Genomic DNA, 14,326 nt, shown 5'->3' on the forward strand with positions numbered 1-14,326 from the left:
CAAGGCGAGCACATGACAACAAGCCGCACTCCTGTGCGGCTTGTTTTATGCCCCGGCCTGTCTCGCTCGCAGCTCATACACCGGCAAAGTACAGCACCAGTTGCACTATGGCTGCGATCAACAAAACAAAGCCCGCCGTGAACAGCAGCCCCAGGATAATAAACTGGCTCGGCTTGCCGCGACTGAAGTCGCGACTCCGGTTCTTACCGCTCTGAACGCCAAATGCGGCGGCGAAAACGCTTTGCAGCATTTCCCAGATGGTCAGCGGCTTGTCATCTTGATTGTCACTCATAAGGGTTCCCTGTTCATGAGTGTGTGGCCTTCAGTTTAGCCGTTTATTGGCGCGTGCTGTCATGCTTGAGCAAATGGGCGTTCAAGCGAGCACAGGCTTGCAGTCCACGGCAGTGATCACGGAGTTGGCGATAAAGCATTGCTCATGGGCTTGGTGATGCAGTGTGCCAAGTTGCTCCGGGGTTGGATTGTTATCGGTAAATGTCACCCGTGGGTACAGGGTTACCTGTGTCATGGCCATTCGGCCCTGTGCGTCCTTGGCCATGACCCCGACCGGATTGTCTTCGTACTGATCAATAGCAAAGCCTTGTTTGGCGGCGATAGCTAAAAACCAAAGCATGTGGCAGCTCGATAACGAGGCGACAAATGCCTCTTCAGGGTCGACTGCAGCGGGATCGGAATAGGGCAATGGCACAACATGCGGGGAGGAGGATGCGGGCACCTGCGTGCCACCATCAAATTGCCAGCTATGGGCTCGACTGTAGCGATTATCCAAGAAGCTTTGAGAGCCTCTGGTCCACATAACTTTAGCTGTGTATTCCGCCATTTGAACGCCTCTATACGAACCATGAAGTAGGTGTTAAGTCATAGACTAGGGGAGCCGGCATAATGCTCCAAGATATTTATGCCTGTACATGCTCGTCAGCTAGAAAGGCAGCTCGGTGCTTAACGTAAAAGCAACGAGTGGTCTCGGCAGGGAAGCAATCTCATGCAGGAGGCATGTGTTTGACATCAAATACTTCATCGCTTGCGCTTACAAGTGTGCTCAGTTCCATTGTAAAGATTCGGCTGCCTCAAGCGCTCGATCAAGTGCTTGGGGCTCTGAGGGCGGCGCTCAAGGACAAATCCTCACAGGCGCTCTCCAATCAGGAGGCGCAAGCCTTTGAAGAGGCTTATAAGCTTTGCAAGTTTCAAGGTGCGCGGTCGATACGTGAATGCGTCAGCAGTATTCACAGTGCCCTGTTGCGAAAGCCCAGTTCTGCCCGACAGGCCCTGATGGGTGAGCAAGAGCTGGCGTTGCTTGAATTTTCGGACGTAGAAGACCAGTTGCTGGCCAATGCCCTTGCGAGTCATCTTCGTGAGACCTTGGCCGAGCAGGAGTTTAACCTCTGCGGCTGTTTCAGTCGGATGGTTGGACAGCATGTTGCTAATGCCGAGAATCCATTTTCCCTCGACTATTTAGTTCTTCACTGGCTCAAGGCATTGAGCCTGAGTGAGGGCGATGAAGCTGTTCGTCATGTGTTTTTTACGCAAATGTGTGCGGTTCTACCAGCGTCATTAGTTGCCTATTACACGGCGCTCGCCACAGCGTTTGATCGGCATCAGATAACGCCGCTTTTGCCTGAACCGATGCTCCCGGTCCAGCAAGGGCGCGATGCTGATTATCGGGTCGATAGCCTGGATAGCGACAATGCTGAGTTCAAGCAGGCTGAGGAGGTGGCGGTCAGTCCCATCCAGCGTGATGTTCTTGAGCGCCTGTTGCTGTGCCCGCCGCCGGCGCAAGGCTGGACAGCCGATAGCCTGCTTAAGTATTTCGAGAGCAACGGTTTCTACCTCAATGAGCGTCAACGCGAAGACACCCATCTGGTCAGTGGGGTGTTTCAGTCATTGCAACATGAACAGGCCATGGCCGACTCGTTAAAGCCTGCATTGAACAAGCTTCTTTTGCCGGTGTTGGATGCAACGCTCAGAGAACCTGCCGCCATCTCGGATAAGCACCACCCTGTACGCGCTACGCTTGACCGCTTGCTGTCGCTGGCAGAGCTATCCGAACCGTTGCTGGAGGCGCGCCTTGAGGTCCTGATCGACTGCCTGGTGACCCACTACCAGGGCAATAACCTTTCATTCTCCAGCATTGATGCTGAACTGGACGAGCTGCTTGAGGTTCAACAGCGCGCATACCGGCGCAGTGTCGAACGTGTGGCGGAGCTCTATCGCGGGCAAGAAGCCTTGCTTAATGCCAGGCGCAGCGTTTCTCTAGGGTTGACTGAGGTGCTTGGTGCTCGGCCGCCAAAGTTGTTGCTGCAATGGCTGCAAGCTGGCTGGCGTGACTTGTTGGTGTACAGGTTCATACGGGCCGATGTTGAGGATCAATGGCGTGCTGATCTGGAGCTGACCCGCTTGCTGGCAGAATATCTGCTGTCTTCAAGTACCCATAGAAACGAGTCAGAAAGACGTAAGCGCAGCCTGGAGGTTGATCATCTGCTCTCCACCATGGGGCGCAAGCTCGACGAGTTTGGTATAGCCAATGCCAATTGCAAACTGATACTTGAAACGATGCTCCAGCAGATGCTGGCTGGGCGCGAGGTGGAGCTGGGCGAGCTGGATACGCCTGAAATACCCCGCTCACAAGTGCCCCCGCAATTACAGCGTTGGCAGGCGTCCCTTGAAAGCCTTGAGGAAGGCGACTGGCTGGAAAATGCGGATGGCCAGCCATTGCAGTTGGTATGGCGTAGCTCGCAAAAAGACCAATATGTGCTGGTTGATAAGAAAGGCGTCGAGGTGAGCCATTTGACAATCGCCGAGCTGAGCGAGCTCGTCTCTGAAGGACTGTTGTTGATTGCGCAAAATGACGACGGTGATCAAGGGATTGTCCAGCGCGCACTGCAAGGCATTGTGGGCCGGCTGTATCGTGAAATCAGCCATGCGCGAAGTCACGATGAGCTGACCGGCTTGCTCAATCGGCGAAGTTTTGAAGCCGTGGTAGCCAAAAGCTTGTCCAGTGAAGTCAGGGTGAGTTATTTGCTCGCGCAGATTGACCAGTTCAGTGTCTTGAATAGCCATCTGGGCTTGGTGGCTGGTGATGCGTGTCTCAAGCATGTAGCCCAGGCACTACAGCGCATGTTGCCCGAACAAGGCGTGCTTGCACGCCTGGATGGAGTCGAGTTTGCTGCAATGATCCCGCAATGTGATGAGGACAGCGCCTCGGTGCTGGCAGAGAAACTACGGGCAGGCATAGAAAACGAAGTGTTCGACTGGCAAGGGCACAGCCATACCGTAACCCTGAGTATTGGCATCGTCAGCAACGCCGAAAGCCATGATGTAGCCAGTGTGTTGAGCAACCTGTATGCGGCGAGCAATCACGCAAAGGAATCAGGTCGTAACCGGGTCCATCGCTATAGTGTTCCGGCTGATGATGAACGAGTGGGGTTGTTGGCGATCGCGGCACGGATTGATCAGATCATCAGGTGTGAAGAGCTCTCGCTAAGGGTTCAACAGATTGCTACGACTGACATCAATGCCCGTCAACTTCCTCACTACGAGTTGTTGCTGGTAAGGGAAAACGCCCTGCCACTCGAAGATTTTATAGCGGCTGCCGAACGCTATAACCGAATGGCCAAGGTTGATCGCTGGGTGCTTGAACAGGCATTTAGCCAGCTCGAAAAAGCCCCGGATCTGTGGCAGCGCTGTTCTTCGATCTCGATCAACTTATCAGGCAACAGTTTGAATGATGGCGGCTTGCTAGCTTTTGTCGAGGAGTTGTTTGAGCGCTACGAGGTCGCGCCGCAGCGCATTTGCTTTGAAATTACGGAAACCACGGCGGTTGCCAACCTGGCCAATGTTGCAGACCTGGTGCGTCGCTTGCAAAGGCTTGGCTGTTCGTTCGCGCTGGATGATTTTGGCGTTGGTTTCTCCTCGTTTGATTATCTCAAGCGCTTGCCAGTCGATATCGTAAAAATTGATGGCAGTTTTGTGCGTGAGATCGCTCATTCATCCAGCGATCTGGCGATGGTTCGTTCAATCAATGATCTGGCCCATACGTTGGGTCGCGTTACCGTGGCCGAATACGTTGAGAATCAACAAATCCGCGAGCTATTGATCGACATAGGCGTGGACTATGTCCAAGGCTATGGAGTGCAAATGCCAAGAAGCTTTGTTGGTTTACTGGCTGATGCATAGCCGTGTGCATTGTGGGCAGGTATTGCCTGTTGGCCCCAGCCCATGATGCTTTTCATCTATCGTGGTAATAAGCGCCTTACCCTTGTATAGGCAGTCCCGCGCATAGATAGTAAGCATTCAATTTCAGGGGGCTGACTGCTATGGATTCAACGCAAGCCGACTATGCGAACTTTCGGGCTGCCTGGCTTGCTCAAGCCCAGGCAAATCCTTGGGTAACGGCTGGTTTTTTTGGTGCGGTACTGGCGGTTGTATACCTGCTGGTCAGTGCTGTGTTCAGTGCGGCCGATGCTGAGCATACCGAGCGTCTGCGCTATGCATTCTATGCCGGCGGAGCAGGCTTTGTGGCAACAGGGTTTGGCGCTGTATTGGCCGTTGCGCTTAAACAAATAAGCAACCGTACCCAGGACAGCATGCTTGGCTTTGCTGCCGGGATGATGCTTGCGGCCAGTTCATTTTCGCTCATTCTTCCTGGGCTGGACGCCGCAAAAGATATAACCGGCAGTAGCATTTTATCGGCTGCAACCGTGGTGCTTGGGCTGGGGCTTGGAACGCTATTGATGCTCGGCCTGGACCACTTTACCCCGCACGAGCATGAAAGCACCGGGCCTTGCGGGCCCAACGCAGAGCGAATCAACAGGGTCTGGTTGTTCATATTTGCAATTACGTTGCATAACTTGCCAGAAGGCATGGCCATGGGTGTCGGTTTTGCTGGCGGCGATCTGAGTGTCGGCATTCCACTGGCCAGTGCCATTTCGATCCAGGACATACCCGAGGGCCTGGCCGTAGCCCTGGCGCTGCGTACCACTGGGCTGTCGACGCTTACTGCCGCGTTGGTCGCAATTGCAACCGGCTTGATGGAACCCATTGGTGCTTTGATTGGCGTGGGTATTTCCAGTGGCTATGCCTTGGCTTACCCGATCAGCCTGAGTTTGGCGGCAGGCGCCATGTTATTCGTTGTATCCCATGAAATTATTCCGGAAACCCACCGCAACGGTCATCAAACCAGTGCGACGCTGGGATTGATGGGCGGTTTTGCCTTGATGATGTTTCTTGATACTGCTCTGGGGTGATGCCGGGGTGAGTCGTTAATCAAGCGTCAGTCAATCAGGCATACCATATGCAGCTTGCTGATATAACGGTCAGCCAGTGCTATTGCCATCGACTCCAGGCCGAATTGCTCAAAGCCACAACTGCGATACAGCGCAATGGCGGCGGGGTTGGTCTCGCTGACGGTGAGTTGCATCAGCTTGATGCCACCGCGCTTGCTTGCCAGCTGTTGCGCCTGTTCAACAAGGCTTCGGCCAAGGCCCTGCCCACGATGGTCCTGGGCAACGTACAAGCCAAATAATGTGGCTTTATGCCGTGTTTTCTCTTGGCTTTTGAAGGATACGCCGACCACTGCGCATAGCGCGCCTGTATCGTCATGCGCCCCAAGAACCACCGAGCCTGGCTGTTTGGTATCAGTCAGGCGAGCTTGCCACCATGCCAGGGATTTCTTTTCACGCTCGTGGCGGGTCGAGGAAAAGGCATCCGGATGGGCACTGTAGGCGGCCAGCATCAAGGATCTGTAGGCGTGGGCATCAGCGGGCTTTAGTACACGAATCAACATTTGGCAGTCTGTTAGCAGCAATGGTTTATCAAGCGGCGGGGGCGTTGGCATCTGTGATAGCGTCCATGATAACCACACAGGGCTAGCAAGGCGCGTGATCCGTCAATCCATCCGGCTGTTTCAGCTGCTTCAAGCCTTGGGTAAGCGCTATCCAGTTGCTCGTCGGTTAATTGGCTGTTGTCTGCCACGGCCTGATGCTGACGCCATAACGCACAACATCAGCAACGCTAGATAAACAGTATTCAGGGACAAGCCACGGGCCTGGGCAGTTGCAATGGCCCTTTAGTTTAGCGGTTTGTTCCGGGTTCTGTAGCACAATCATGAGCGCAAAATGCACTGAATCCATCAATGCAGGCTGCGTACAGAGATTTTCAGAGAGTGGTTAGGCAGTGCAGGCTATATACTAGTCACTGGTTTGCATACAGCTGCGTGGAGCGGTCGATGAAATTTATACATCAGCGTGAACATCTCAATGAAGACGACCTGGTCGTTATCGAGTGTTCACAAACCTGCAATATCCGCCTGATGAACGACGCGAATTTCCGCAGTTTCAAAAACGGCGGGCGTCACACCTATCATGGTGGCGCGTTCGATAAGTTCCCGGTGCGCATCACTGTGCCGAGCACTGGCTTCTGGAATATTACGATTGATACCGTTTCGCGCAAGGCGATCAGCGTGACGCGCAAGCCTACGCTTAAGCACTCGATCAAACTGGTTCGTCGTTCCGAGTCAAAGTTCAGCTAAGTTGGCGTCAAGCACAAAGAAGCCCGCAATTGCGGGCTTCTTTGTGGCTGAGGTGCAGTCAAACCTAGTCGTCATAACCCAGGTTTGGGGCAAGCCAGCGCTCGGTTGTGCGCAGGTCTTGTTGTTTGCGTGCGGTGTAGCTTTCGACCTGGTCTTTATCAATCTTGCCGACAGCAAAGTACTGCGCTTGTGGGTGGGCAAAATACCAGCCGCTGACCGAGGCCGCAGGGAACATGGCATAGTGTTCGGTGAGGAACACGCCGCTCTGCTGGTTATCATTGAGCAGGTCAAACAGGGTGCCTTTCTCGGTATGGTCGGGGCAGGCCGGATAACCTGGAGCAGGGCGGATGCCTTTGTAGGCCTCCTTGATCAGTTCTTCATTGCTCAACTGCTCTTCTGGGTCGTAGCCCCAGTAGTTTTTACGCACTTGCTGGTGCAGCCATTCTGCGCAGGCCTCGGCCAGTCGATCAGCCAGCGCCTTGACCATGATCGAGTTGTAGTCGTCGCCTTTATCCTGGTAGGCCTTGGCCACTTCTTCTGCGCCAATTCCCGCCGTGGTGATAAATCCACCGATATAGTCCTGCACGCCGGACTCTTTGGGAGCGACAAAGTCGGCAAGTGAAAGGTTGGGCTTGTCGTCAGGCTTGATGGTCTGCTGGCGCAGGTGATGCAGCTTGGCCAGCGGTTGGCCATCATCGCCATAAATCTCCAGGTCGTCGTCTTGCACCTGGCTGGCTGGCCAGAAGCCGAGTACGGCGCGGGCGCTGATCAGTTTTTCATCGATCAGTTTCTTGAGCATTTCCTGGGCATCGGCAAAGAGCGCAGTGGCGGCCTCACCGACGACTTCATCGGTGAGAATGCGCGGGTATTTGCCCGCCAGATCCCAGGAAATGAAGAACGGCGTCCAGTCGATAAACTCAGCCAGCACCGCCAGGTCGATATCTTCCAAAACCTTGACGCCGGTGAACGTCGGCACTGTCGGTTGATAGCTGGCCCAGTCGAATTGTGGCTTCCTGGCGATGGCTTCGCTGTAGCTCAGGCGCTCGGTGCGGGCGCTGCGATTGGCTGTGCGCTCACGAACCACGGCGTAATCTTCACGGGTATTTTGAACGAATGCGGTCTTTAGTTCTTTGGACAGCAACTGGGTCGCAACGCCCACGGCGCGCGAGGCGTCGGTCACATAGACCACGGCATCATTCTGGTACTTGGGTTCGATCTTCACCGCAGTATGGGCTTTGGATGTGGTCGCACCGCCGATCATCAGTGGCAGGGTAAAGCCCTGGCGCTGCATTTCGCGGGCGACGTGGACCATTTCATCGAGCGATGGCGTGATCAAGCCGGACAAGCCGATGATGTCGCACTTTTCGGCGATGGCGGTTTGCAGGATTTTCTCGGCGGGCACCATCACGCCAAGGTCGACGATGTCATAGCCGTTACAGCCGAGCACCACTCCAACGATATTCTTGCCGATGTCGTGGACGTCGCCCTTGACCGTTGCCATCAGGATCTTGCCCTTGGCTTCCGGCTTGTCGCCTTTTTCCGCTTCGATAAACGGAATCAGGTGGGCCACGGCTTGCTTCATCACGCGTGCAGACTTGACCACTTGCGGCAGGAACATTTTGCCGGAGCCGAACAGGTCGCCGACTATGTTCATCCCGCTCATCAATGGACCTTCGATCACCTCGATCGGACGGGCGCATTGTTGGCGGAATTCCTCGGTGTCTTCAACGATAAACGCGGTGATGCCCTTGACCAGCGCATGTTCAAGACGCTGCTGCACGGCAAGGCCACGCCACTCTTCGGTCTCGGCTTCTTTAACGCTGCCGTCGCCCTTGTATTGATCGGCCAGGGCAAGCAGGGCATCGGTGCCATTGGTCGTGCGGTTGAGGACCACATCTTCCACGGCGTCACGCAACTCGGTCGGGATCTGGTCGTAGATCTCCAGTTGCCCGGCGTTGACAATGCCCATGCTCAGGCCGTTCTTGATCGCGTAATACAAGAACACCGAGTGAATGGCTTCACGCACCGGGTTGTTGCCACGGAATGAGAACGAGACATTGGATACCCCGCCCGAAGTCAGGGCATAGGGCAGGTTGTCGCGGATGTAGGCACAGGCATTGATAAAGTCGACAGCGTAGTTGTTGTGCTCTTCAATACCGGTGGCAATGGCGAAAATATTCGGGTCGAAGATAATGTCTTCCGGTGGAAAGCCAACTTCATCGACCAGAATGTCGTAGGAGCGCTTGCAGATTTCTTCTTTGCGCGCCTGGGTGTCGGCCTGGCCATCTTCGTCGAAGGCCATGACCACAACGGCTGCGCCGTAGCGCTTGCACAGCTTGGCGTGGTGCTTGAACTGCTCAACACCTTCTTTCATCGATATCGAGTTAACGATGCCTTTGCCCTGGATGCACTTGAGGCCCGCTTCGATTACCTCCCATTTGGAGGAGTCGATCATGATAGGTACGCGCGAAATATCCGGCTCACCGGCAATCAGGTTGAGAAAGGTGACCATGGCAAGCTTTGAATCAAGCATGCCTTCGTCCATGTTGATATCAATCACCTGGGCGCCGGCTTCGACCTGTTGCAGGGCGACTTCGAGCGCTTCGGTGTAGTTGTCTTCGCGAATCAGGCGGGCAAACTTGGCCGAGCCGGTGATATTGGTGCGTTCGCCAACGTTGACGAACAGCGAGTTGCGATCGATGGTGAAGGGCTCAAGGCCAGACAGGCGGCAGGCCTTGGGAATGTCCGGCAGGGCGCGTGGTGCATATTTAGCGACGGCTTCTGCAATCGCCTGGATATGCCCGGGCGTAGTACCGCAGCAACCGCCGACGATGTTCAAGAAGCCAGAAGCTGCAAACTCTTCAACCACCGCAGCCATTTCAGCTGGTGTTTCGTCGTATTCACCGAAAGCGTTTGGCAAGCCCGCGTTGGGGTGGGCAGAAACGTGGGTTTCAGCCTTGTTGGAGAGCTCTTCCAGATAGGGGCGCAGGTCCTTGGCACCCAAGGCGCAGTTCAGGCCCACCGAAATGGGCTTGGCATGGCGCACGGAGTTCCAGAAGGCTTCAGTGGTTTGGCCAGACAGGGTGCGGCCTGAGGCATCAGTAATGGTGCCGGAGATCATGATCGGCAATTCAACGCCCAGGTCTTCATACACCTGCTGCACAGCGAAGATGGCGGCTTTGGCGTTGAGCGTGTCGAAGATGGTTTCGATCAAGATCAGGTCCGCGCCGCCTTCGATCAAGCCACGGGTGGCTTCGGTGTAGTTTTCAACCAGCACATCGAAGGTAACGTTGCGATAACCTGGGTTGTTGACGTCTGGGGAAATCGAGCAGGTACGGCTGGTCGGGCCGAGGACCCCGGCAACGAATCTTGGGCGATCCGGTGTCTCGGCGGTCTTGGCATCGGCCACCTGGCGCGCCAGGCGAGCCCCTTCGACGTTGAGCTCGTAGGCTAACGCCTCCATGCCGTAATCGGCTTGCGATACACGGGTGGCATTGAAGGTGTTGGTTTCGAGAATGTCGGCGCCTGCGTCGAGATAGGCTTTCTCGATGGCACCAATAACGTCAGGACGGCTCAGGATAAGCAGGTCGTTATTGCCTTTGACATCGCTCGGCCAGTCGGCAAAACGCTCGCCACGATAATCTTGTTCTTCGAGCTTGTAGCTTTGGATCATGGTGCCCATACCGCCGTCCAGGATCAGGATGCGATCCTTGAGGGCTTGCTGGAGAGCGAGTGTGCGGGCGCTACGATCTGACAAAGACATGGACACGAATACCTAAGAATTACGGGATACAGAAGGGCGCGATAATAGCAAAGCTGCACGCTTTTGCAGCGCGTACGGATAAACATGAATTTGATTCATGATGATGACGATAGCCACGTAATAGTGCTGGAGGCTAAAATCGCCGCAACGCTCTATAAGGATGTGGTGATGCAGTATCGTTCATTTATCTCGGCATGTTTTGCCTTGGCCAGCCCGTTGCTGGCGGCCGAACAAATTTCTTACAGCAAAGACATTCAGCCGATCTTCACTAAAAACTGCGTTGCTTGCCATGCCTGCTATGACGCACCTTGCCAGCTCAAGCTTGAAAGTGGTGAAGGGGCAGAGCGTGGTGCCAGTCAGTCTCCTGTATATGATGGCTCGCGTAAAAAAGCCCAGGACCCTACGCGTTTGTTCTACGACGCCCATACCGTGACCGAGTGGCGTAACAAGGGCTTCAATTCGGTACTCGACCAGCAAGGCAGCCAGGCTGCATTAATGTCGCGCATGCTCAAGCTCGGGCACGACAACAATAGCTTTGCCCCCAATAGCAAGCTGCCTGAAAAACTTGACCTTGGCATCAACAGAGTCAATCAATGCACCTTGCCTGGTGATTTCGACAAGTTTGCCGCAAAAAATCCCGCTGTCGGCATGCCATTCGCGGTGACGGGCCTTACAGCTGAAGACTACCAAACCCTGCAACGCTGGCTCGCCAGTGGGGCGCCTGTCGATAAGTCAGTACCTGTTGCCACGCCAGCTGAAATAGCCCAGGTGCAGGAATGGGAAGCGTTCTTCAACCAGCATGGTGCGCGTGAAGAGCTGGTTTCGCGCTGGCTTTACGAACACCTGTTCCTTGCGCATTTGTATTTTGACGATGGCAAAACCCGGCATTTTTTCCAATTGGTGCGCTCACGGACTCCGAGCGGAAAACCGATTGACCCAATAGCCACCCGCCGTCCCAACGAAGATCCAGGCACTGACTTTTATTACCGCATAGCGATGGTGCCTGATGTCATTGTGCACAAGACTCATATTACCTATGCGTTGAGTCGCAAGAAAATGGCGCATATCAAGTCGATGTTCCTTGACTCATCCTGGACGGCCGATGCGATACCTGGCTACGGTGCACAGCGCAGGGCCAATCCGTTCGAGACCTACAAGGCGATCCCGGCCGAGGCCCGTTATCAATTCATGCTCGATGATGCCGAGTACTTTGTCCGTACCTTTATTCGTGGCCCGGTCTGTCGAGGTCAAATTGCCACTGATGTGATACGTGATAATTTCTGGACGTTCTTCCAGGACCCCAAGCACGACCTGTACATCACCGATCCGGAATATCGCGCAGAGGCGACTCCCTTGCTGGCGATGCCTGGCCAGTTCGATGACATCGGTAGCCTGGTCGGCATGTGGGATGACTATCATGACAAGCGCAATGAGTATGAAGAGCTGCGTCGAGATCGTTATGAAGATGCGCCACTACCAAGCTGGTCCAATATCTGGTCGGGAAATGATCAATCCCTGCTGTCGATCTTTCGTCAGTTTGACAGCGCGACGGTACGCCGAGGCCTGATTGGTGGCATTCCGCAAACCATCTGGTGGATGGATTATCCACTGCTGGAGCGAACCTACTATCAACTGGTGGTCAATTTTGATGTGTTCGGCAATGTCTCGCATCAAGCGCAAACACGGCTGGACTTTTATTTTATCCGTAACGGCGCCGAGCAGAACTTTCTACGTACTTTGATTTGATCCGTAACGGCGCCGAGCAGAACTTTCTACGCTTGATGCCAGCGGACTCACGCGAAGGCATATTGAAGGACTGGTACCGCAACAGTGGTCGTCTGAAGCTCTGGTTCAACTACTACGAGGGTATCGACACCGATACCAAGACCGCGCTTTCGCTTGATCCCAAGCATCCCAAGCGTGATTTTGCAGAGCAACTGCTGATGCGTTCAGGTGATCTGAACGTCGCGCCAGACCCGATCAACCGCTGCCTGGACGGCCATTGCTACCAGGCAAGTTCCGATTCGCAGATGCAACATGCCGAGCAAGCATTGAGCCGTTTGGTGAATAAGCCCGCGGCTGGTCTCAAGGTGATTCATCAGTTACCTGAAGCGACAATGCTGCGGGTGGAAGAGCCCGGTGGCAAACGCAATATCTACAGCATTTTGCGCAACCGCATGCACAGCAACGTTGCCTTTATCGCGGGCGAAGGGCTGCGCTATGAGCCAGGGCTGGATACCCTGACCATCTACCCAGGGATCATGAGCAGCTACCCGAATTTTATCTTCAACGTACCGGCGCAAGAGGTGCCGGACTTTGTCAGCGCCCTTGAGCAGGCCAAGGATGCCGGGGCATTCGAAAAAGTGGTTGATCATTGGGGCGTTCGCCGGACCCATCCGGACTTCTGGCGCTACTTCCATGACCTGACGCGTTATATCGAGGAAACTGATCCAGTACAGGCGGGTGTGCTGGACATGAACCGCTACGAGAACCTCTGAGTCATCATGGCCGCGCAGGCGCTCTGCGCGGCTATGGAGGCTTATGGGCTGATCCAGCCACCCACGGCTTGATAAGGCGTTGGGTCGCCTGGTGCGCCCAGCCAGGCAACCACGGCCTGGCGCTCGCCGCGCGGATCCTTATGCAGCTTGGTGCGCCAGTGGTTGTCGCGGGTTGCGCTGACCTGTTGCAGGCTCAGGACGACAAAGTCGTGCTTGATGGTTTTGCCCGCGTTCTCGCCTTTGGTTATCTGTGTGTCTATGCCAAATCCAAGGCGGGCGACATAGAGGAGGAGCCCCTTGGGCGGCGTTTTTCGAGGCTCGAATTCTACTTTGAGGTCATCGTCATCAAGGCTTAGTTGTAATGTGCCAACGGCTTCTTGCTGTTCGGGTAGGGTGAGTGGTTGATGTTGAAACCAGCCACGCCATTCATGACCGGCAACAACGAAACCAGGTGTATAGACCGACTGGGTGCCCCCGCTTCGCGTATAGGCCCGTTGTCGGGCGCTATAGCTCTGGTTGGCAAAGGGGTCTTGCCAGCCCAGGTAGTCCCAGTAGTCGACATGGAAGGCCAGGGGAATGAGCTTTGTCCATAAATCAGGATACTGGGCCAGGGATGACAGCCATTTCTCGGCAGGTGGGCAAGAGCTGCAACCTTGAGAGGTATAGAGTTCCAGCACGCTGGTGGGTTGTTCGCCGCTGGTCAGCGTCTGCACCGAGCCTTGGGCCATTGCGCAACCCAGGAGCAAAACGACGGGCCAGAATTGCCAGGATTTTTTCATCGGTGGGTGTCTCCGCTAAGCCAGTGTGGTGATAAAGACTGGACGGCTGGAGGACTGGGTTGTTACAGCTGGATTTAATCCGACAAAAATGCTCGGGCTTTATCAAATGGTGCCTGTTGGCGTACACTGCACCCATGTTTGCGAGGAGTTGCCATGAGCACTATCACTATTACCGACGCTGCCCACGATTATCTAGCTGATTTGCTGAGCAAGCAGGACACAGCGGGCATCGGCATCCGCGTATTTATTACCCAGCCTGGCACCCAGTATGCCGAAACCTGTATTGCCTATTGCAAGCCGGGTGAGCAGAAGCCTGAAGACACAGCGCTAGGCCTGGCCAGCTTTACTGCCTGGATTGATGCAGTAAGTGAGCCGTTTCTGGAAGATGCCGTGGTTGATTACGCTACTGACCGCATGGGCGGCCAACTGACAATCAAGGCACCCAACGCCAAGGTGCCGATGGTCAATGAAGACAGCCCGATCAATGAGCGCATCAACTATTATCTGCAAACCGAGATCAATCCGGGCCTGGCCAGCCACGGTGGCCAAGTCAGCCTGATTGATGTGGTTGACGAAGGTATTGCCGTGCTGCAATTTGGCGGTGGTTGCCAAGGTTGTGGCCAGGCTGACCTGACGCTCAAGGAAGGTATCGAGAAGACCCTGCTTGAGCGTATCCCTGAGCTCAAGGGCGTTCGTGACGTGACCGATCACAGCAACAAGGAAAATGCTTACTACTAAGCAG

At 54.9% G+C, this 14,326-nt stretch carries 9 protein-coding genes and 1 pseudogene; 5 read left to right on the top strand and 5 right to left on the bottom strand.

Annotation, left to right across the window (positions count from 1 at the left end; genetic code table 11):
- Positions 1 to 73: 73 nt before the first annotated feature.
- Both PSES9_RS0103015 and PSES9_RS25480 read right to left on the bottom strand, forming a co-directional pair.
- Entirely contained in the window at positions 74 to 292 is a 219-nt protein-coding gene (locus PSES9_RS0103015; protein WP_010483851.1) for a DUF2970 domain-containing protein, read from the bottom strand.
- An 81-nt stretch (positions 293 to 373) separates the two neighbouring features.
- A complete protein-coding gene (locus tag PSES9_RS25480) occupies positions 374 to 838 on the bottom strand; it encodes an OsmC family protein (RefSeq protein WP_010483853.1) in 465 nt (154 codons plus the stop codon).
- A 173-nt stretch (positions 839 to 1,011) separates the two neighbouring features.
- Between PSES9_RS25480 and PSES9_RS0103025 the strand changes: the two genes are divergently transcribed.
- Positions 1,012 to 4,191, top strand: coding sequence for a DUF1631 family protein (locus PSES9_RS0103025; protein ID WP_029529342.1), 3,180 nt, complete (start codon positions 1,012 to 1,014; stop codon positions 4,189 to 4,191).
- A 140-nt stretch (positions 4,192 to 4,331) separates the two neighbouring features.
- Entirely contained in the window at positions 4,332 to 5,261 is a 930-nt protein-coding gene (locus PSES9_RS0103030; RefSeq protein WP_010483858.1) for a ZIP family metal transporter, read from the top strand.
- Positions 5,262 to 5,287: 26 nt separating this feature from the next.
- Here PSES9_RS0103030 and PSES9_RS0103035 read toward each other — a convergent pair whose 3' ends face one another.
- Positions 5,288 to 5,800 carry a GNAT family N-acetyltransferase gene (locus PSES9_RS0103035; RefSeq protein ID WP_010483860.1) on the bottom strand — a complete coding sequence of 171 codons (513 nt, stop codon included), beginning with the start codon at positions 5,798 to 5,800 and terminating at the stop codon, positions 5,288 to 5,290.
- Between the two features lie 441 nt (positions 5,801 to 6,241).
- Between PSES9_RS0103035 and PSES9_RS0103040 the strand changes: the two genes are divergently transcribed.
- Positions 6,242 to 6,544, top strand: coding sequence for a DUF1883 domain-containing protein (locus tag PSES9_RS0103040; RefSeq protein ID WP_010483862.1), 303 nt, complete (start codon positions 6,242 to 6,244; stop codon positions 6,542 to 6,544).
- 64 nt (positions 6,545 to 6,608) lie between these two features.
- Here the strand turns inward: PSES9_RS0103040 and metH are convergent, their stop codons facing one another.
- On the bottom strand, positions 6,609 to 10,313 hold the full coding sequence (gene metH, locus PSES9_RS0103045; protein ID WP_085987570.1) for a methionine synthase: 3,705 nt from the start codon (positions 10,311 to 10,313) through the stop codon (positions 6,609 to 6,611).
- Between the two features lie 162 nt (positions 10,314 to 10,475).
- Here metH and PSES9_RS22920 point away from each other — a divergent pair.
- Positions 10,476 to 12,805, top strand: a pseudogene (locus PSES9_RS22920) (fatty acid cis/trans isomerase).
- Between the two features lie 41 nt (positions 12,806 to 12,846).
- Here the strand turns inward: PSES9_RS22920 and PSES9_RS22925 are convergent.
- Positions 12,847 to 13,584: a DUF1223 domain-containing protein gene (locus PSES9_RS22925; protein WP_010483866.1), complete on the bottom strand. Its 738-nt coding sequence runs from the start codon at positions 13,582 to 13,584 to the stop codon at positions 12,847 to 12,849.
- A 153-nt stretch (positions 13,585 to 13,737) separates the two neighbouring features.
- Between PSES9_RS22925 and nfuA the strand changes: the two genes are divergently transcribed.
- Positions 13,738 to 14,322, top strand: coding sequence for a Fe-S biogenesis protein NfuA (gene nfuA / locus PSES9_RS0103060; RefSeq protein WP_010483868.1), 585 nt, complete (start codon positions 13,738 to 13,740; stop codon positions 14,320 to 14,322).
- The last annotated feature ends 4 nt before the right edge of the window (positions 14,323 to 14,326 follow it).

The organism is Pseudomonas sp. S9 (assembly GCF_000222125.1).
GTDB lineage: Bacteria > Pseudomonadota > Gammaproteobacteria > Pseudomonadales > Pseudomonadaceae > Aquipseudomonas > Aquipseudomonas segetis.